Origin of the sequence: Lysobacter concretionis Ko07 = DSM 16239 (genome assembly GCF_000768345.1) — a bacterium.
In the GTDB taxonomy this organism is placed as follows: domain Bacteria; phylum Pseudomonadota; class Gammaproteobacteria; order Xanthomonadales; family Xanthomonadaceae; genus Novilysobacter; species Novilysobacter concretionis.
Genome location: NZ_AVPS01000003.1, coordinates 239793 through 256127 on the forward strand (window position 1 = coordinate 239793; position 16335 = coordinate 256127).

17 protein-coding genes, 2 tRNA genes and 1 other RNA gene are annotated in these 16335 nt (G+C 68.5%); 10 read left to right on the plus strand and 10 right to left on the minus strand.

What is annotated here, in order from left to right:
* Positions 1 to 260: 260 nt before the first annotated feature.
* Together rpmF and N792_RS03525 are read right to left on the minus strand one after the other, a co-directional pair.
* Positions 261 to 455, minus strand: a complete 195-nt coding sequence (gene rpmF, locus N792_RS03520) for a 50S ribosomal protein L32 (RefSeq protein ID WP_036192677.1) — start codon at positions 453 to 455, stop codon at positions 261 to 263.
* 88 nt (positions 456 to 543) lie between these two features.
* Positions 544 to 1059 (minus strand): YceD family protein, encoded by a 516-nt coding sequence (locus tag N792_RS03525; protein ID WP_425478843.1) that lies wholly within the window; start codon positions 1057 to 1059, stop codon positions 544 to 546.
* Between the two features lie 201 nt (positions 1060 to 1260).
* Here N792_RS03525 and N792_RS03530 point away from each other — a divergent pair, with 201 nt between their 5' ends.
* Together N792_RS03530 and N792_RS03535 are read left to right on the plus strand one after the other, a co-directional pair.
* Positions 1261 to 1626 carry a hypothetical protein gene (locus N792_RS03530; RefSeq protein WP_036192679.1) on the plus strand — a complete coding sequence of 122 codons (366 nt, stop codon included), beginning with the start codon at positions 1261 to 1263 and terminating at the stop codon, positions 1624 to 1626.
* 3 nt (positions 1627 to 1629) lie between these two features.
* The gene (locus N792_RS03535) at positions 1630 to 2205 is read left to right on the plus strand and encodes a Maf family protein (RefSeq protein WP_036192680.1); all 576 of its coding nucleotides are present in this window, start codon (positions 1630 to 1632) and stop codon (positions 2203 to 2205) included.
* A gap of 36 nt (positions 2206 to 2241) precedes the next feature.
* Here the strand turns inward: N792_RS03535 and N792_RS03540 are convergent, their stop codons facing one another.
* Positions 2242 to 4182, minus strand: a complete 1941-nt coding sequence (locus N792_RS03540; protein WP_084105354.1) for a glycosyltransferase family 39 protein — start codon at positions 4180 to 4182, stop codon at positions 2242 to 2244.
* A gap of 178 nt (positions 4183 to 4360) precedes the next feature.
* Between N792_RS03540 and N792_RS03545 the strand changes: the two genes are divergently transcribed.
* From N792_RS03545 to N792_RS03560, 4 genes are read left to right on the plus strand one after another with little or no spacing between them, the layout of a single operon-like run.
* The gene (locus N792_RS03545; RefSeq protein WP_036192950.1) at positions 4361 to 5287 is read left to right on the plus strand and encodes an AAA family ATPase; all 927 of its coding nucleotides are present in this window, start codon (positions 4361 to 4363) and stop codon (positions 5285 to 5287) included.
* Between the two features lie 6 nt (positions 5288 to 5293).
* Entirely contained in the window at positions 5294 to 6259 is a 966-nt protein-coding gene (locus N792_RS03550; RefSeq protein ID WP_036192681.1) for a DUF58 domain-containing protein, read from the plus strand.
* Positions 6252 to 8252, plus strand: coding sequence for a transglutaminase TgpA family protein (locus N792_RS03555; protein ID WP_052103399.1), 2001 nt, complete (start codon positions 6252 to 6254; stop codon positions 8250 to 8252). The genes N792_RS03550 and N792_RS03555 overlap by 8 nt, the downstream gene beginning before the upstream one ends.
* A gap of 49 nt (positions 8253 to 8301) precedes the next feature.
* On the plus strand, positions 8302 to 8787 hold the full coding sequence (locus tag N792_RS03560; protein WP_052103402.1) for a Slp family lipoprotein: 486 nt from the start codon (positions 8302 to 8304) through the stop codon (positions 8785 to 8787).
* A gap of 77 nt (positions 8788 to 8864) precedes the next feature.
* Here the strand turns inward: N792_RS03560 and N792_RS03565 are convergent, their stop codons facing one another.
* The 4 genes from N792_RS03565 to dnaX form a co-directional block, all read right to left on the minus strand.
* The gene (locus N792_RS03565) at positions 8865 to 9218 is read right to left on the minus strand and encodes a histidine triad nucleotide-binding protein (protein WP_036192682.1); all 354 of its coding nucleotides are present in this window, start codon (positions 9216 to 9218) and stop codon (positions 8865 to 8867) included.
* Positions 9219 to 9286: 68 nt separating this feature from the next.
* Positions 9287 to 9883, minus strand: a complete 597-nt coding sequence (recR, locus tag N792_RS03570; protein WP_036192683.1) for a recombination mediator RecR — start codon at positions 9881 to 9883, stop codon at positions 9287 to 9289.
* Between the two features lie 9 nt (positions 9884 to 9892).
* Positions 9893 to 10213: a YbaB/EbfC family nucleoid-associated protein gene (locus tag N792_RS03575; RefSeq protein ID WP_036192684.1), complete on the minus strand. Its 321-nt coding sequence runs from the start codon at positions 10211 to 10213 to the stop codon at positions 9893 to 9895.
* A gap of 100 nt (positions 10214 to 10313) precedes the next feature.
* Positions 10314 to 12335 (minus strand): DNA polymerase III subunit gamma/tau, encoded by a 2022-nt coding sequence (gene dnaX / locus N792_RS03580; protein WP_036192685.1) that lies wholly within the window; start codon positions 12333 to 12335, stop codon positions 10314 to 10316.
* A gap of 224 nt (positions 12336 to 12559) precedes the next feature.
* On the opposite strand from dnaX, the gene N792_RS03585 reads away from it, so the two are divergent.
* Positions 12560 to 12652: transfer RNA gene (locus tag N792_RS03585), tRNA-Ser, on the plus strand.
* A 58-nt stretch (positions 12653 to 12710) separates the two neighbouring features.
* Positions 12711 to 12807, plus strand: an RNA gene (ffs, locus tag N792_RS13685) — signal recognition particle sRNA small type.
* Positions 12808 to 12891: 84 nt separating this feature from the next.
* Here ffs and N792_RS03590 read toward each other — a convergent pair.
* On the minus strand, positions 12892 to 13653 hold the full coding sequence (locus N792_RS03590; protein ID WP_036192686.1) for an MBL fold metallo-hydrolase: 762 nt from the start codon (positions 13651 to 13653) through the stop codon (positions 12892 to 12894).
* A 3-nt stretch (positions 13654 to 13656) separates the two neighbouring features.
* A complete protein-coding gene (locus N792_RS03595; protein WP_036192687.1) occupies positions 13657 to 14406 on the minus strand; it encodes a 3-deoxy-D-manno-octulosonic acid kinase in 750 nt (249 codons plus the stop codon).
* A 22-nt stretch (positions 14407 to 14428) separates the two neighbouring features.
* Between N792_RS03595 and N792_RS03600 the strand changes: the two genes are divergently transcribed.
* Positions 14429 to 15490, plus strand: a complete 1062-nt coding sequence (locus tag N792_RS03600; protein ID WP_036192688.1) for a glycosyltransferase family 9 protein — start codon at positions 14429 to 14431, stop codon at positions 15488 to 15490.
* 45 nt (positions 15491 to 15535) lie between these two features.
* On the opposite strand, the gene N792_RS03605 is transcribed toward N792_RS03600, so the two are convergent.
* Positions 15536 to 15943, minus strand: coding sequence for a DUF6165 family protein (locus tag N792_RS03605; protein ID WP_036192689.1), 408 nt, complete (start codon positions 15941 to 15943; stop codon positions 15536 to 15538).
* Positions 15944 to 16086: 143 nt separating this feature from the next.
* Here N792_RS03605 and N792_RS03610 point away from each other — a divergent pair.
* A tRNA-Ser gene (locus N792_RS03610) sits at positions 16087 to 16177 on the plus strand.
* Positions 16178 to 16335 lie beyond the last annotated feature (158 nt).

Here is a 16335-nt window from a genome sequence, read left to right on the forward strand (position 1 = left end):
AGCCAAACGCCGGTACACGGACCACTGTTACGCGAGCCGCCGCACACCGGCAAGGGAAACCCATCGCCACCGGGCACCGGACGACGGCCGGCAGCAGTTGTCAGCAGTGTCTCGGATTCGGCCCGGAACGTTGCTACCACACGCCTGCATTCCGGCACGGACCGGCTCAACGCGCCAATCCCAACCATGGCCGGTTCAAACGACCGCCGGAGACGGCGGCCGCGCACGCCTGTTTGTGCGGCGCGGCGAGGTAACGAAGCTTACTCTTCGTCGGCAACGTTGGAGCGGGTGTCGATCACCTTCTTGCCGCGGTAGTAGCCGTCAGCGGTGACGTGGTGGCGGACGTGGGTCTCGCCGGTGGTCGGGTCGGTGGACAGCAGCTTGCTGGACAACGAGTCGTGGGAGCGGCGCATGCCACGCTTGGACGGGGAAACGCGGGACTTCTGGACAGCCATGGTCTTACTCCAGGGAAAACCGTAAAAAAATATCGGTCGTGGTGAATCCGGCTGGATGCCGGACCGGTTCAAGGGACAACCCGTGATTCTAATTCGAGTTGTCCGGTTTGTTCTTCAATGCAGACAACGCCGCGAACGGGTTGATGCGCTCCAGGTCGGCTTCCGGGACCGGCCAATCGGCTTCCATCGCCTCGGTACCGGGCTTCACCGGCACCACCGGGATGGCGAGGATCAGCTCGTCCTCGACCAGGTCGGTCGGCGACAATATGCCGTCCGCAGGCATCAGCAAGGGCTCGTAGCCCTCCGGCAGCGCCGCCTCGTCGGCCTCGTCGCGGATCAGGCCGAGTCGCTGCTCGATCGTCACCGGAAACAGGAACCGCTCCAGACTGCGCTGGCACAGCAGCGGCAAGGCCGTCTGGGCGCGCAAGTCGGCGTACGGAATCTGCAGTTCATCGGTGCCGAAATCGAGCGAGTACTCCACCTCACCGTCTGCATCGACCAGGCTGCCGCGCAAGCGCAGCAACGAAGTCAACGGCACACGGCCCTCGATGCCACGCCGCGTTGCCACCATGCGCCAGGCATCCAGGACTTCGGGCACCGGCATTTTGGGCACGTCAGCGGACATAAGCCGGAGAATGGTAAGGATCGCCCCCCGGCATGTCAAACCACCCAGCATGCCGGCCGGGCCGTCCCGTGGACGATCCGCGACGGCACATCGCCCATTCCCGGCGACGGGGCCGCGGGAGGGTTTGCCCGGCCCTTTCGGCCACGGCAGACTGGGTGCTCATTCCAGCCTGTCCGCACCGTGAACCCATCCCTGCTTCTGATCGTCGTGCTCGCCGCGACCGTGTTGCTCGCCCTGGTGTTTGCGCGCCGCCTCACCGGCCGGCGCCAGCGTGCGATGCACCAGTTGCTGGATGCCGCCGACGCCCTGGAAACCCGCCTGCGCACGGCGCGCTCGGAGATCGAGGCGGTCGCAGGCGACCTCGCCGAAGACCCGGTCCACGACGCCATGCGCGAGATGCTGCGGCAACGTCTGTGGCTGCGTGAACAGGGCCAGCACGCGTCGGTGGAGGAATTGCAGCAGGTGCGCCGCTCGATCGTCGATGCCAGCGACCGCATCGAGCAGCAATTGCGGCAGATCCAGCGCGCCCGTGCACCGGTGAACTGAGCCATGCCGCGGCTGATCCTGGCCTCCACGTCGCGCTATCGCGCCGAATTGCTCGGCCGGCTGCGGCTGACTTTCGACATTGCCGGCCCCGAAGTCGATGAAACGCCACTGCCGGGTGAATTTCCCGCCACCCTCAGTCGCCGTCTGGCGGCAGCCAAGGCCGACGCCATTGCCTGCCGGGAGCACGATGCCTGGGTGATCGGCTCCGACCAGGTCGCCGACATCGAGGGCCGGGTGCTCGGAAAGCCCGGCGATCGCGGGCGGGCGATCGACCAGCTGGCGGCGATGTCCGGCCGTACGGTGCATTTCCACACCAGCCTCTGCCTGCAGCATGGGGACGGTCGCCGCCTGCGGGCGCTGGACACCACCACGGTCCGCTTCCGCACGCTGGGGAACGACGAGATCGCGCGTTACATCGATGCCGAGCAGCCGTTCGACTGCGCCGGAAGCTTCAAGTGCGAAGGCCTGGGCATCAGCCTGTTCAAGACCATCCAGTCCCGCGACCCGACCGCGCTGGTGGGCCTGCCGCTGATCGCCACCGCACGCCTGCTGCGCGAAGCGGGCTTCCCGGTGCCCTGAGCCGCCACAGCGACACCGACATCGCAGACCCGGCCGTCACCGGATATTGATTGGCTGCTCCGACCAGGTTTCCACGCTGCCGTCCGCCCCATGCAGGCGCAGACCCAGCCAGTGGCGGCCTGGCGCGATATCGCCCAGATCCACCCGCCCGCCGAACCCCACCCGCGGCTGGTTCGGGTCATTGCTGATCTTCCAGTAGGTCGCAACGCCCGGACTGTCGAGGCCGTATTTCACATCCGCCACGGGCTGGCCATCCAGCAGCACTTCGACCCGCTCCAGTCCGACACCGTCCTTGAACGCCCAGCCGGCGATATCGAAACTGCGGCCCACCGTCGCACCGCTGGCCGGACTGTCGATCCAGGCCATCGCCGGGGCCGTGCAGGCACCGGCCGTCGGCATCGACGGATCGAGCCGGAACAGCACGAAGCGCTGGCGGCCGTGATCGACATTGAGCACCTGCGGTGCCGGCAGCGGCCCGACCATGCGGCACAGGTCGTGGTAACGCTGCAGCAGATCCTTGTAGGAGACGTCGCTGGAGGCAGTCACCAGCAATACCGGCGCGTCGTTCCATGACGGACCGAACTGCCTGCCCCAATCCGCGCGGCCGGGTGCCTGCAGGTTCCACAACCGCAACTGCGGCGCGCGGCCGTGCTTGTGGTTGAGGGGATGGTCGAGCACCGGAATCCCCGCATCACCCAGGGCGAAACCCAGCTCGGCTCCGACCTTGAAGCTGCCGGCCACCAGCTTCGTCCCCGCCGGCATCTGCGCGCGGTTGAAGCGGACGGCCTCGGCCAGTTCATCCCAGCCGGCGAAGTTGGACGGATACCACTTTTCCGCCGCGGTACGGGCGCGCACATCCGGGATCGACACCACGGTGTAATAGCCCAGCGTCAGCACCAGCCCGAGCCCCGCGGTGGCCCAGGTGGCCACACGCAGCCAGCGCGGCCAGATTGCGAACGCAGCCGGCAGCAAGGGCAACAACGCCAGATAGCCCGGCAGCGGCCAGTGGAAACTGACCCGCTCGGTGTCGGCGAAAAAGCCCAGCGCAAAGAACCCCATGACCAGCAGCCCGCCCAGCAGCGCGAAGTAACGCGACACCGGCAACGCACTGCGATGGCCGCGCCAGCACGCAAACGCCAGGGCGGCGAACAGCAGCGGCGTCACCATCAACGCCTGGACGGCGATGAACAGGATGCCGTCGGCATGGAACGCCCACGGGTGCCGATCGACCAATTGGAAGCGCAAACCGGCATCGGCGTTGTCCAGGTTCCATGCCACCAGTGGCGCCCAGGCCGCCGCGCCGATCGCAATCGCCATCCACACGCGCGCATCACGCAGCAGCTTGCGTCCATCGGCCAGCAGCAACAGGGCGAGCAGGCCGACGCCGATCACCGCGATGAAGCGGTAATGACTGAGCGCGCCGATCGACAAGCCCAGCGCCAGCTCCAGCGCGGCACCGGCATCGACCCGGCGCAGCAACCGCGCGCCGCCGTCCAAGCACAGCAAGGTCGCCAGCGCCATCGCCGCATCCGGCAGCGCAAGCAGCCCCAGGGTGCCCGACAGCGGCAGCAGCAACGCGAAACAGCCCGCCTGCCAGCCGTGGACATCGCCGTATTCGCGCGCGGTGATGCGCATCACCAGCCACGGCACCAGCGCCGCGATGACCAGGAACGGCAACCGCAGGCCCAGCTCCGTGTTTCCGCCCAGGCTGACGCCCAACCGGCCCAGCCAGGCGGTCAGTCCGGGCAGGTCGGAATACGCCGGGGCGAGGTGCTGGCCTTCAAGCCAGTAGAAGGTTTCATCGACAAACAGCGGCAGGCGCGCGGCGACCAGCAGCTTCAGCACCAGCAGCGCGACGAACAACCCCCAGAACCAGCGCCGGGCCGACTCGGCGCCGGCCTGCGGTTGCCGGTAGGCAGCGGTGGCGTCCGGATCGGACCGCAAACCGGACTGTGGGGGAGCCGGGATTTCGCGCATCGGCAGATGACCTCGTTACACTCGGATGATTGTGGCCGGCCGCGAAGCTGCGCCTCTCCGGGACGATCCCGTGGAGTGGCAGAAAATTCGCATGGGCGGCGCTGAACGACTTCTGGAGAACACCATGGCGGCATCCTTTCCCGCGTCCGACGCCGGCATCGGCGCGGTGAAAACCGGCATGCTACCGGAGCGGCTGAAAAAAGCCCTTGACGACGCCCAGGCGCAGGTCAATTCGCTGGTACTGGGCAAGCCGCATGAAGTCCGGCTGGCGTTCGTGGCCCTGCTGTCCGACGGCCACCTGCTGATCGAGGACCTGCCGGGGCTGGGCAAGACCACCCTGGCGCATGCACTGGCCGCCACGCTCGGGCTGGAATTCCAGCGCGTGCAGTTCACTTCCGACCTGTTGCCGGCCGACATCGTCGGGGTATCGGTATTCGACCCGCAGGTCCGCCGCTTCGAGTTCCACCCGGGGCCGATCTTCACCCAGGTGCTGCTGGCCGACGAGATCAACCGCGCGCCGCCACGTACCCAGAGCGCCCTGCTAGAGGCGATGGCCGAGCACCAGGTCACCGTCGATGGCGCGACCCACGCGCTGCCCGATCCGTTCTTCGTGATCGCCACCCAGAACCCGGTCGACCTGTCGGGAACCTACCCCCTGCCGGACTCGCAGCTCGACCGGTTCCTGCTGCGGCTGGCGCTGGGCTATCCCGGCGAGGACGCCGAGCGCGAACTGCTGGCCGGCCACGACCGTCGCGCCCTGATCGCCGCCACCCGCCCCCGGCTGGATCGCGATGATGTCGTGGCCATCCGCCAGGCGGTCAGCGCCGTGCACGCCAGTGAAGCGTTGATCGCCTACGTGCAGGCGCTGATGGCGCGCAGCCGCAGGCATCCCGGCGTGCGGGTCGGTCTGTCGCCGCGCGCCGGACTCGCGTTGTTGCGTGCATCGAAGGCGTATGCATTGCTGCTGGGGCGTAACCACGTGCGACCGGAGGACGTGCAGGCGCTGTTCGCGGCGGTCGCGGCCCACCGCCTGGTCGGCGAAGCCGAAGCCGGCAGCGATGCCGCACTGGCCAAGTCGATCCTGCACGCGGTTGCGGTGGACTGACCCGCGATGCCTGGACGGTGGTTCCGGCAGCTGCATCGTTGGGCGCTGGTGTGGACGCGCCCGCGGGAGCCCGAAGCCCTGCCCGCACGCTTCGACCGTCGTCGCGTGTACGTGCTGCCGACCCGGTTCGGCCTGTTCTACCTGGTGCTGCTGCTGACCATGCTGTTGGGCGCGCTGAACTACAACAACAATCCCGCATTGCTGCTCGGCCTGCTGCTTGGCAGCACCGGGCTCGCCAGTCTGATTGCGGGCCAGCTTCAACTGACGGGTCTGGCCATCAGCGCCATCGAAGCCGAGCCCGTGCCGGCCGGCAGCGACCTGTTGCTGCTCGTGTACGCCCAGGCCGACGACGGACGGCGGCGGCGCGGCCTGCAGGTCAGCCTCGACACCGACAGCTCCCGCCCTTCCCTGCTGGGTCTGGAGCAGGGCCGCGGCGAGGCGCAACTGCTGGTTCCCACGACCCGGCGCGGCTGGCTCGACCTGGCCCGCCTGCAGGTTTCCACCACGCACCCGCTCGGGCTGGCACGCGCATGGGCCTACGTCTGGCCGCAATCGCCGCTGCTGGTGTATCCACGCCCCGAGACCGACGGCCCGCCGCTGCCGACCGGTGCCGGCGACCGGGCGCAGAGCCGCCTGCATCCCACCGGCGATGACGTCCATCACCTGCGCAACTACCGCCGTGGCGACTCCCGCCGGGCGATCGCCTGGAAGGCGTCGGCACGCCGCGACACCTTGCTGGTGCGCGAATACGAACAGCCACTGGGCGCCGACGTTGTGCTCGACTGGCACGGCCTGACGCGCATGCCGGGTGAGGAGCGGATCGGCCGGCTGGCGCGCTGGGTCGACGAGGCCGAACGCGACGGCCGACGGTACCGGCTGGTGTTGCCCGGCCAACCCGCGCTCGGTCCGGCACAGGGCCCGATCCACCGCCACGACTGCCTGCGCGCGCTGGCGCTGTTGCCCCATGAGTAAGTCCGCCGCCGTTGCGCTGGACCCGGGCAGCCGTCGCTGGACGCTGGCCGCGGCGGGTGCCTGCCTGTTTCCGCTGCTGCTGCAATTGCCGTCGCCGCTGGCGCTGCTGATCGGCGCGGCCGGCGCGGCGGTGGTCGCATTGTCCTGGCGCACACCGGTGCACGGCCTGCTGCGCCTGCTGATCATGTTCGCGCTGCTGGCCGCGGTGTTCGCAATGTCCGGCCACCGTTTCGGCCGCGATACCGGCTGCGCCGTATTGGCCGCGATGCTGGCCATCAAGCCGGCGGAGACCTTCAGCCTGCGGGAGGCACGCAGCCTGCTCGGGTTTGCCCTGTTCGCTCCGTTCGGCACCTTCCTGCTCGACCAGGGACCGTTGAGCCTGTTGCTGGGTCTGGTCGGCGCGGTGCTGGCACTGTGCGCCTTGCAGCGTCTGGCCGATCTGGAGTCGGGCGATCTCGTTGCGGTGCGGGCCAGCCGCCGTTTCGCCGGCATCGGCCGCCTGCTGGCGATCGGCCTGCCGCTGGCGCTGGCCGCGTTCTGGCTGTTCCCGCGCCTGGGCTCGCCGCTGTGGGGCGTTCCCGAACGCGCGTTGGCGCGTACCGGACTGTCGGACCAGATGACGCCGGGACAGTGGATCGACCTGATGGCCGACGACACGCCGGCACTGCGCGTGCGTTTTTCCGGTGCCGTCCCGCCGACCTCGCAGATGTACTGGCGCGGCCCGGTGCTGTCGGACTTCGACGGCCGCAGCTGGACCCGCGCCCGCTGGATGGGCACCTTGCCGGCCGCACCGGTGCAGCGCGCCGCGACGCAGTGGGACTACGAGATCGAGATCGAACCCACCGACCGGCGCCAGATGGTCGCCCTCGAACTGCCGCTGGAGGCGCCCGAAGGCACCCGGCTCGGGCACGATCACGAGCTGTTCGCCGACCGGCCGTTGAGCGCGCTGACCCGCTGGCGGATGCAGTCGGCCCCGCCGGCCGCGTTCGAGCCGCAACTGCGCGCCGGGCTGCGACAGGCCGCGCTGGCGCTCCCGGACGGTTACAACCCGCGCACGCTCGCCCTCGCCCGCCAATGGCGCGCCGACGCCGGCCGCGACGATGCCGCGATCGTGCGGCGCGCCATGGACTGGATACAGCGCGATTTCGCCTACACCCTGAGCACGCCGCTGGCCGGGCACCACTCGGCCGACGAGTTCCTGTTCGACCAGCAGGAGGGCTTCTGCGAACACTTCAGCTCGGCCTTCGTGGTGCTGATGCGCGGGGCCGGCATCCCCGCGCGCGTGGTCACCGGCTATGTCGGCGGCTACCGCAACCCGTTGGGCGACTACTGGCTGGTGCGGCGCTCCGACGCCCATGCCTGGGCGGAGGTGTGGCTGGAAGGCCGCGGCTGGGTCCGCGCCGACCCGACCGCCGCAGTCGCGCCGGAACGCATCTACGACACCCTCGACGACCGCATACCCGGATCGGGCAGCCTGTTCGGCCGCGTGCTGGGCGATGCCAGCGGGCTGTTCAACATGACCGACTGGTTGCGGCGCGGCTGGAACGATCTGGTGCTCGGGTTCAATGCCGAACGCCAGACCCGGCTGCTGCGCCCGCTGGGCATCGACCGGCTGGACGGCGTCAAGCTGGGGCTGCTGTTCGCACTGATGGCGCTGCTCGGGCTGCTGTGGATGATCTGGCTGAGCCGTCGCGCCGAGCGCCAGCCCGATCCGGTCCTGCGCGCCTGGCATGCACTGGAGCGCCGCTACCGGCGACGTGGACTGGGGCGCGCACCCGATGAACCCGCGATCCAGTGGGCGCAACGCGTGGCCGCCGGGCAGCCCGGCGGCGATGCCGGCCTGGATCGCCTCAGCCACCGTTTCAGCGATTGGCGCTACGCTACGACGGGTCCGGACAAGACATCGCGCGGGTCACGCGAACGCGAATCACGTGAACTCATACGTGCCCTGCGCCGCCACCGGCCGCATGCCGGCAGGGATGGCGCAGACTGATGCAGGGCAGGCCAATGACCGCGACCCACCCCCGACACGGAGAACACCCATGAGCATCCGTCTTGCCATCCTCGCGCTCGCCACCGTACTGCTGGCCGCCTGCGCCAGCCAGCCCAAGCCGCTGCAGGGCGAGTTCGCCCAGATCAGCCCCCACGACGCCGGCAGCATCGACCGTACCGGTGCCCTCGTGCGCTGGGGGGGTCGGATCGTGCAGGTCGAGCCGCACCCGAACCGCACCTGCTTCGAGATGATCTCGACCCGGCTCAACGTCTACGGCCGACCGTACTGGGCGACCGACGACGTCGGCGGCCGCTTCATCGCCTGCCGCGACGGCTTCTACGACCCGGCGCTGTTCCAGACCAACCGCGAGGTGACCTTCACCGGCCGCATCGATGGTTATGAGAACCGCCGCATCGGCGGGTACGACTACCGTTTCCCGCGCGTCGCCGCCGACGTGGTGTACCTGTGGCCGGTGCGCGAACGGGTCGACGTGATCACCCGCCCCTCGCCGTGGCCGTGGTGGGGTTACTGGTAGCAGCCAGCGTCCGGGAAGCCGCCGACACACATGAAAACGCCCCGTAAACCGGGGCGTTTTCGCATCCTGCGGGATGACTACTTCTGCGTGCCGAACCGGCCCAGCGGGGCACCGGCCAGCAGGTGCAGGTGGATCTGGAACACGGTCTGGCCGGCATGCTCGTTGCAGTTCATCACCACCCGGTAGCCGTCTTCAGCCAGGCCCTCGCGCTTGGCATACTCCGCGGCCGCGTGCACGAGGCCACCCACGACCGCGGCCTGCCCATCGGTCAGGTCGTTGAGTGTCGCGATCGGGGTCTTGGGCACGAACAGCACATGCACCGGCGCCTGCGGGGCGATGTCGCGGAACGCGATCAGGCGGTCGTCCTCGTAGACGATGTCGGCGGGCAGTTCGCGGCGGATGATCTTGCCGAAAATGGTGTCGTCGGTCATGGCGGAACTCCGGTGAGGATGGCGGCATTGTCGCCCGGTGCGGGCGGTGGCCGGCCCGGGATATTTCTCTAGGGCATCTCGCTGCGGCTGCCGAACGCGTGCGACAGGGTGCCGCGATCGACGTATTCCAGTTCGCCGCCCAGCGGCACGCCATGGGTCAGCCGGCTGGGCCGGACGTTGTGCTGGCGTGCGATCTGGCCGACGTAATGGGCGGTCGCCTCGCCTTCCACCGTCGGGTTGGTGGCGACGATCAACTCCGACACCTCGCCTTCGGCCAGCCGCGCATGCAGGCGATCCAGCCCCAGCTCGGCCGGGCCGATGCCGTCGAGCGGGCTGAGCCGCCCCTGCAACACGTAGTACAGCCCGCGGTAGCCGGTCGCCTGCTCGATCGCGAGGCGGTCGGCCGGGGTTTCCACCACGCACAACTGATGGACATCGCGCGAGGCGCTGGCGCAGGTCGGGCAGACCTCGTCCTCGCTGAAATCCCGGCAACGCGCGCAATGGCCGATCTTCTCCACCGCGACCGCGAGCGCATCGGCCAGCCGCTGGCCACCCGCGCGCTCCCGTTCGAGCACGTGGTAGGCCATGCGCTGGGCCGACTTCTGGCCGACGCCGGGCAGCACGCGCAACGCGTCGATCAACTGCTCAAGCAGGGGTGAGCTCATCGCGGAGCGTCAGAACGGCAACTTCATTCCCGGCGGCAGCTGCATGCCGGCGGTCGCCGAACCCATCTTCTCCTGCGAGGCCGCGTTGACCTTGTTGACCGCGTCGTTGATCGCCGCGGCGATCAGGTCTTCGGCCATTTCCGGGTCGGACAGCACGCTGGGATCGATGCGCACCTTGCGGCACTCCATGCGCCCGGTCAGGGTCACGTTGACCATGCCGCCGCCGGCGTTGCCGGTGACCTCGATGTTGGCCAGTTCTTCCTGCGCACGCTGCATGTTTTCCTGCATCTTCTGCGCTTGCTGCATGAGTTGGGCGATGTTTCCACGCATGTCGTCTACTCGTTCCGGTCGGTGAAATGAAGGATTACGGGATGTCTGTCGAGATGAAGGCGGCGCACGCCATCCACAAGGCCGCGAACGGCCTTCCGGTTCAGGCGCCGTCGAACGGGCGGATCGAATCGGCCACGATCTTCGCGCCGTACTGGCCCACCAGCTGCTGCACCTGCGCATCGTTCATGAACGCTCGTTCCGCCATCGCCTGGCGCTCGTCCCGGGCCCGTTCGTTGCGCTCGCGCAGCGAAGTGATCTTGCCGGTCGCGGCCTCGAAGCGGATATCCGGCACGCCGCCGAACAACGGCGCCAGGGCATCGGCGATCTGCCGCACCAGGGCCGGCTTGTTCAGCAGCTCATCGTCCGGGGCCAGGCCGAGTGTCAACACAGTGTCGTGACAGGCAATGAAGCCCACATGCTCGGCCAGCACACGTGCGGGACCTTTCAGTTCGCTCGCCATCACCCAGGCATGCCAGGCGTCGGCATTGTCGATGACAGCGCTTTCGAATCCGGTGTCAGGCGGCCGCTCCGGCCGCGGCGCTGCCAATGCATCGGCCAAAACAGCGGGAGCTGGATCCATCGAAGGTGCGGCGGGTGCTGCCGGCATCGCGGCGGCCTCGTCCTCAAGCTCGCGATGTCCCTGGTGTTCGAGTGCCCCGGCATCCGCGACCCGGACCGGCGCCGGCTTTCCGGCAGCCTGCAGCGACGATGTCGCCATTACGGGCTCAACGGCCGGCTCATACGCGGACTGCGTTTCCGCCGTTACCGGCATCGGCGGCGCCGTGATTGGCGGCTGCGCGCCGGGATCCGCATCCGGCACCGCTGGCAACGCCGGGACTCCCGGATCGGCGACTAACCTCACCGAGGCAGCCGATTGCGAGATATCAATCGCCGGCACGTCCGGCCGTTGTGCTTCGGCTTTTTTTTCCGGCGCGGGCAGCATGCCGGTCGCGCTCGCGGCGGCCGGTGCCGGCGTTGCCGGTCCAGCCGCGGCCGCATCATCGCGCTCCGAAGCCGCCGGTGTCGGGCGCCCCGCGCCCGGGCCCGCCGGACGGAACGCCAGCATCCGCAGCACGCTCATCTCGAATCCGGCCCGCGGGCTCGGCGCCAGCGGCAGGTCGCGGCGGCCGTTGATCGCCATCTGGTACCACAGCTGCACCACTTCGGCCGGCACCTTGGCGGCCAATGCATCGACATCGACGCCATCGGTCTGGACCGCCACGCCTGGCACGAGTTGCCGCACCTGGATCCGGTGCAGGGCTTCGGTCAGTGCTTCCAGCACGCTGCCCCAGTCAGGCGAGAACTCGGCCAGCGTCGCCACCTCGTGCAGCAGCGTCCCGCCATCGCCATTACCCAGCGCATCCAGCAGCGCGCCCACGCGGGTCTGGTCGACGGTGCCGAGCATCGTCGCCACCGCCGCATCGGTCAGCTGGCCGCCGGTGTAGGCGATCGCCTGGTCCAGCAGCGACAGCCCGTCGCGCAGGCTGCCGTCGGCGGCCTTGCTGATCTGGCGTACCGCGCCGGGCTCGACCGCGATGCCCTCGGCCTGCAGGATCTTCTCGACCTGCCCGCCGATCTGGCCCTCGTCGAGGCGCTTGAGGTTGAACTGCAGGCAGCGCGACAGCACCGTCACCGGCAGCTTCTGCGGGTCGGTGGTCGCCAGCAAAAACTTCACGTGCCCCGGCGGCTCTTCCAGCGTCTTCAGCAGCGCATTGAACGCCGACTTGGACAGCATGTGGACTTCGTCGATCAGGTAGACCTTGACCCGTCCGCGCGACGGCATGTACTGCGCGTTGTCGATCAGGTCGCGGACGTCGTCGACACCGGTATTGGAGGCCGCGTCGATCTCCAGCAGGTCGATGAAACGGCCCGCATCGATGTCCCGGCAGGAGTTGCACTCCCCGCACGGATCGGCCGACGTGCCGCGCTCGCAGTTGAGCGACTTGGCGAAGATCCGCGCAATCGTGGTCTTGCCGACCCCGCGGGTGCCGGAGAACAGGAACGCGTGATGGACCCGGCCGGTATCGAGCGCATTGGTCAGCGCCCGGACCACGTGTTCCTGCCCGACCAGTTCGGCGAAGCGCTTGGGCCGCCACTTGCGGGCGAGGACGAGGTAGGACATCGATAACCTTGGACAAGTCCGGAGGGAATGGCTGCTGGCCCGTGCGCCGTGCCGCGGTCGGCCGGCCATGGCGGGCCGGTGCCATTGTGCCACGCCGCATCCCCCGCGCCGACGACCGCCAACAGGCGACTTGTCCGCAAGCCCCGGCACCGCTAGACTTTGCGACCCGCTGGCGACCTGGTGTCGTTGCGGGGGTCTGAGCGGCTTCAGATGCGGGACGATGCGGAGAGGTGTCCGAGTGGTTGAAGGAGCACGCCTGGAAAGTGTGTAAGCGTCTAAACCGCGCTTCGGGGGTTCGAATCCCCCTCTCTCCGCCAGATTTTGCAGTATCCCGCTTGCTTGTGACTGTGCATCTTGTAACTGTCCATGGTGGCCCCGTCGGCCCCTCGCGACGCCAGGTCGAAAACTCCGCCAGGGCCGGAAGGCAGCAACGGTATTGACTGATGCGGGTGCCGAGGTCAGCCGGCGGGGCCATCGCCTTTCCGGGAATTGCCCGCGACTTAGTGCGAACGCCAAGCTTCTTCCGAGCGGACCTTGCCGTCGCCCCCGCCTTGAACTATCGCGGCACTTCGACCTGCAACGCAGTGCTGTCCGCCAACGCGACCACTTCGCCCGGCCGGCCGATCCGATAGCCCCGCGCGGCGAGTATTTCTCCCTCCTGCACGCTGCCGTAGTGGTACAGCAGGCAACGGGCCAGCACCTCGCGCGGGTATTCGCGCTCCAGGTCCTCGATGCCGCTGTGCGAGGGGTTGCCATGCAACGCGCAATCGTGGGCGATCAGCTCCCCGGCATCGGCGACCTTGGCCAGCACTTCGGGAATCGGCCGGGTATCGCCGGTCCAGACCACGCTGCCGTGCAACCGCAAGCCGAACGCGGTGTCGGGCCAGTGATGGCGCACGGGAAACACTTCCAGCCGCACGCCGTCGTGCCAGAACGCGTCGCCGACCGGGATCACCTGGAACGCATCCCAGAAGTTCGCCCCGCCCTCCGCCAGCGGATTGGGGTAATCGCCCACGCGCTGATGCAGCAGCGGCACCAGCTTCGCCGGCACATACAGGCGTACCCGGCCGCGACGGCCGGGGTCGAAATAGCTCTGCACGAACAACCGCTCGAAGCCGGCGATGTGGTCGAGGTGGGTGTGGGTGATGAACAACGCCTGCGGGGCGGCGCCGTAATGCGCCAGATAGGCCGACAAGCCTTCGCCGCCGCAGTCGATGGTCAGCCACGGCTGGCCGTCGCGCTCCAGGGTCGCCATCGCCGAGCCCAGCTCGACCGCCGAGGCATTGCCCACTCCGTGCAGGCGCAGGGTCCAGGCCATCGGTCAGTAGCCCCGCGCCCATGCGCGGTCATAGGCGCCGCGCAAACGGGCGAAATCGCGCTCCACCGCGGTGACTTCGCGCTCGCCGCGCAGCTTCAGCAACGAGCGCTTGAGGCGGGCGAGATTGCGCTCCCGCCAGCCAGTGGCGGGAATCGCGATCCGGCCGCGATCCAGGTCGATCACCCAGCCGTTGCCGCAGGTGTCGAACATCAGGTTGTGGGCGTTCAGGTCGGCGTGATCGAGGCCCGCCCGGTGCGCGCGCGCGACCAGCCGACCGGCCTCTTCCCATGGCGCACCGTCGCCGGCCACCATCGCCCGGTCGGCCAGGGTGCGCACGTCGGGCAGGCGCTCGATCAGGATCGCGCACCGGTAGAACAGGCCTTCGCGGCGATAGCTCGCGGCGATCGGCCGCGGCACCGGCACGCCTTTTTCGATCATCGCGCGCGACAGCCGATACTCCGCAAAACTGCGCGTCGCGTCGGCACTGCGCCACAGGTAACGGTCACGGCTGAGCCTGGCCACCATGCCGCCACGCAGGTAGCGTCGCAACACCGCCGGGCCGAACGGCGCGTCGACAAACCACGCCCCGCCGCGTCCGCCGCTTTCAACCGGGCGCGCTTTTTCCTCCCAGAACGCGGGAACGAACCATTCCGGCTGCGCTTGCCGCATCCGTGTGGTGTCGAACAGAATCGCCCCGTAACCGCCGTCTTCGCGGAATGGCGTCAGTCCCTCGGCAGCGTCATACCCCGTCATCACCCGGAGTCTAGCAATTAGCATGCCCCCTGCACCCGCTTCGATCTGCCTGCTGCGCCTGTCCGCGCTGGGCGACGTCACCCATGTCGTGCCGCTGGTGCGCACCCTGCAGGCTGCATGGCCGGACACGCCGCTGAGCTGGATCATCGGCAAGACCGAACAGCGCCTGCTGGAAGGTCTGCCGGGGGTGGAGTTCATCGAGTACGACAAGAAATCCGGGCTGGGCGGAATGATCGCGCTGTACCGCCGCTTGCACGCCCGTCCCGTCGACACCCGCGCATTCGATGTCTTGCTGCAGATGCAGGTGGCCGCGCGGGCGAACCTGCTGTCCGCGGTCGTGCCCGCCAGGGTGCGGGTGGGGTACGACAGGGCGCGCTCCAGGGACGGGCACGGCCTGTTCGTCAACCGTCGGATTCCCGACCGCCCCGGCATCCACGTCCTCGACGCCATCGGCAGTTTCTGCGAACCGCTGGGCCTGCAGCAGACCGACGTGCGCTGGGACCTGCCGGTGCCCGCGGAAGCGCGCGAATGGGCACGCGCGCAATGGCCGGACGACGGCACCCGGACCCTGATGATCTCGCCGTGCTCCAGCCACGTGCTGCGCAACTGGCGGACCGATCGCTATGCCGCCGTCGCCGACCACGCGATCGCGCGCGGCTGGCGGGTGGTGCTGTGCGGTGGACGCAGCGGACTGGAGCGGCAGACCACCGACGCGATCCTCCATGCGATGCGTGGCGAGGCGCTCGACCTGGTCGGCAAGGACACCCTGAAACAATTGCCCGCGCTGCTGGAACGCGCCGACCTGTTGCTGACCCCGGATTCGGGGCCGATGCACATCGCCAACGCGATGGGCACCAAGGTGCTGGGCCTGCATGCGGCCAGCAACCCGGCCCGCAGCGGGCCCTACAGCGACCGCCGCTACTGCGTGGACCGCTATGACGATGCCGCGCGCAGGTTCCGTGGCAAACCGGCAGCCGAACTGCGCTGGGGCAGCAAGATCGAGCACGAGGGCGTCATGGATCTGGTCACGGTGGAAGACGCGACGGAGGCCTTCGAACGCTTCGTCACCGACGCGTCGGGCTAGTTAGCTGCGAAGCAACGGTTGCCTGGAAGGGGCCGATCTGCCTCATCACGACGCATCCGGCTTCCGGTAGTCCTGGTAGGACTTTTCCTCGACATAGGTCGAACCCAGCGCGTGGTTGATCTCGCGCTTGAGCCGGGCGCGCTCATCGTTCTGGATATAGACGCTGCGGGCGAGCTGGATGAAGTCCGCGTCGAACTCCTGCGCGCGCTCCTTGAGGCGGATGTCGTCCTCGATCTCCCACAGGCGTTCATTGACCGCCTTGAGCGCCGCGCGCAGGGCGACCACTTCCTTGCCGGCGGCCGGGTGTTCCAGCCAGGTCTTCTGCAGCGCGCCCAGTTCGTTGTGGATATTGGCCAGCTTGGCCGGATCGGTCATGCGCTCGGATTTGATCGCCAGGATCGAGATCTTGTCGAGCAACTCGCCAAAGGAAACGGGAACAAGGATTTCGGACATGGGACGGATTCAACCTGGCGCGCAAGTAAGAACGAGACCGACAGTCTAGCGCCGCACTCTTCCGGACTGGTGGCTTGTCTGCTTGCCGCGCGCACCGTATGATTGCGCCCCCACGACCCCGGACTTGCTGCCGGCGGTACACCGGAGAGGTGGCAGAGTGGTTGAATGTACCTGATTCGAAATCAGGCGTACGTTTATAGCGTACCGGGGGTTCGAATCCCCCCCTCTCCGCCATTACACAAGGCATCACAAACAACAGGGCTGCCCCGCCGGCAGCCTTTTTTGTTGCCGGCGCCGGATACAAACCACCGGCCACGCCATCACGCCCACCGACGGGTTCGATGGCCCTGCGGCGCGTGGCCGTCGAGTTGGCTTCACTGCGTTAACGTACG

Bases quoted from the DNA above. Each gene is read 5' to 3' on its own strand.
- rpmF (WP_036192677.1), bottom strand. From the start codon at position 455: ATGGCTGTCCAGAAGTCCCGCGTTTCCCCGTCCAAGCGTGGCATGCGC.
- N792_RS03525 (WP_425478843.1), bottom strand. From the start codon at position 1,059: ATGCCGGTGCCCGAAGTCCTGGATGCCTGGCGCATGGTGGCAACGCGG.
- N792_RS03535 (WP_036192680.1), top strand. From the start codon at position 1,630: ATGCCGCGGCTGATCCTGGCCTCCACGTCGCGCTATCGCGCCGAATTG.
- N792_RS03540 (WP_084105354.1), bottom strand. From the start codon at position 4,182: ATGCGCGAAATCCCGGCTCCCCCACAGTCCGGTTTGCGGTCCGATCCG.
- N792_RS03545 (WP_036192950.1), top strand. From the start codon at position 4,361: ATGCTACCGGAGCGGCTGAAAAAAGCCCTTGACGACGCCCAGGCGCAG.
- N792_RS03550 (WP_036192681.1), top strand. From the start codon at position 5,294: ATGCCTGGACGGTGGTTCCGGCAGCTGCATCGTTGGGCGCTGGTGTGG.
- N792_RS03555 (WP_052103399.1), top strand. From the start codon at position 6,252: ATGAGTAAGTCCGCCGCCGTTGCGCTGGACCCGGGCAGCCGTCGCTGG.
- N792_RS03560 (WP_052103402.1), top strand. From the start codon at position 8,302: ATGAGCATCCGTCTTGCCATCCTCGCGCTCGCCACCGTACTGCTGGCC.
- N792_RS03565 (WP_036192682.1), bottom strand. From the start codon at position 9,218: ATGACCGACGACACCATTTTCGGCAAGATCATCCGCCGCGAACTGCCC.
- recR (WP_036192683.1), bottom strand. From the start codon at position 9,883: ATGAGCTCACCCCTGCTTGAGCAGTTGATCGACGCGTTGCGCGTGCTG.
- N792_RS03575 (WP_036192684.1), bottom strand. From the start codon at position 10,213: ATGCGTGGAAACATCGCCCAACTCATGCAGCAAGCGCAGAAGATGCAG.
- dnaX (WP_036192685.1), bottom strand. From the start codon at position 12,335: ATGTCCTACCTCGTCCTCGCCCGCAAGTGGCGGCCCAAGCGCTTCGCC.
- N792_RS03590 (WP_036192686.1), bottom strand. From the start codon at position 13,653: ATGGCCTGGACCCTGCGCCTGCACGGAGTGGGCAATGCCTCGGCGGTC.
- N792_RS03595 (WP_036192687.1), bottom strand. From the start codon at position 14,406: ATGACGGGGTATGACGCTGCCGAGGGACTGACGCCATTCCGCGAAGAC.
- N792_RS03600 (WP_036192688.1), top strand. From the start codon at position 14,429: ATGCCCCCTGCACCCGCTTCGATCTGCCTGCTGCGCCTGTCCGCGCTG.
- N792_RS03605 (WP_036192689.1), bottom strand. From the start codon at position 15,943: ATGTCCGAAATCCTTGTTCCCGTTTCCTTTGGCGAGTTGCTCGACAAG.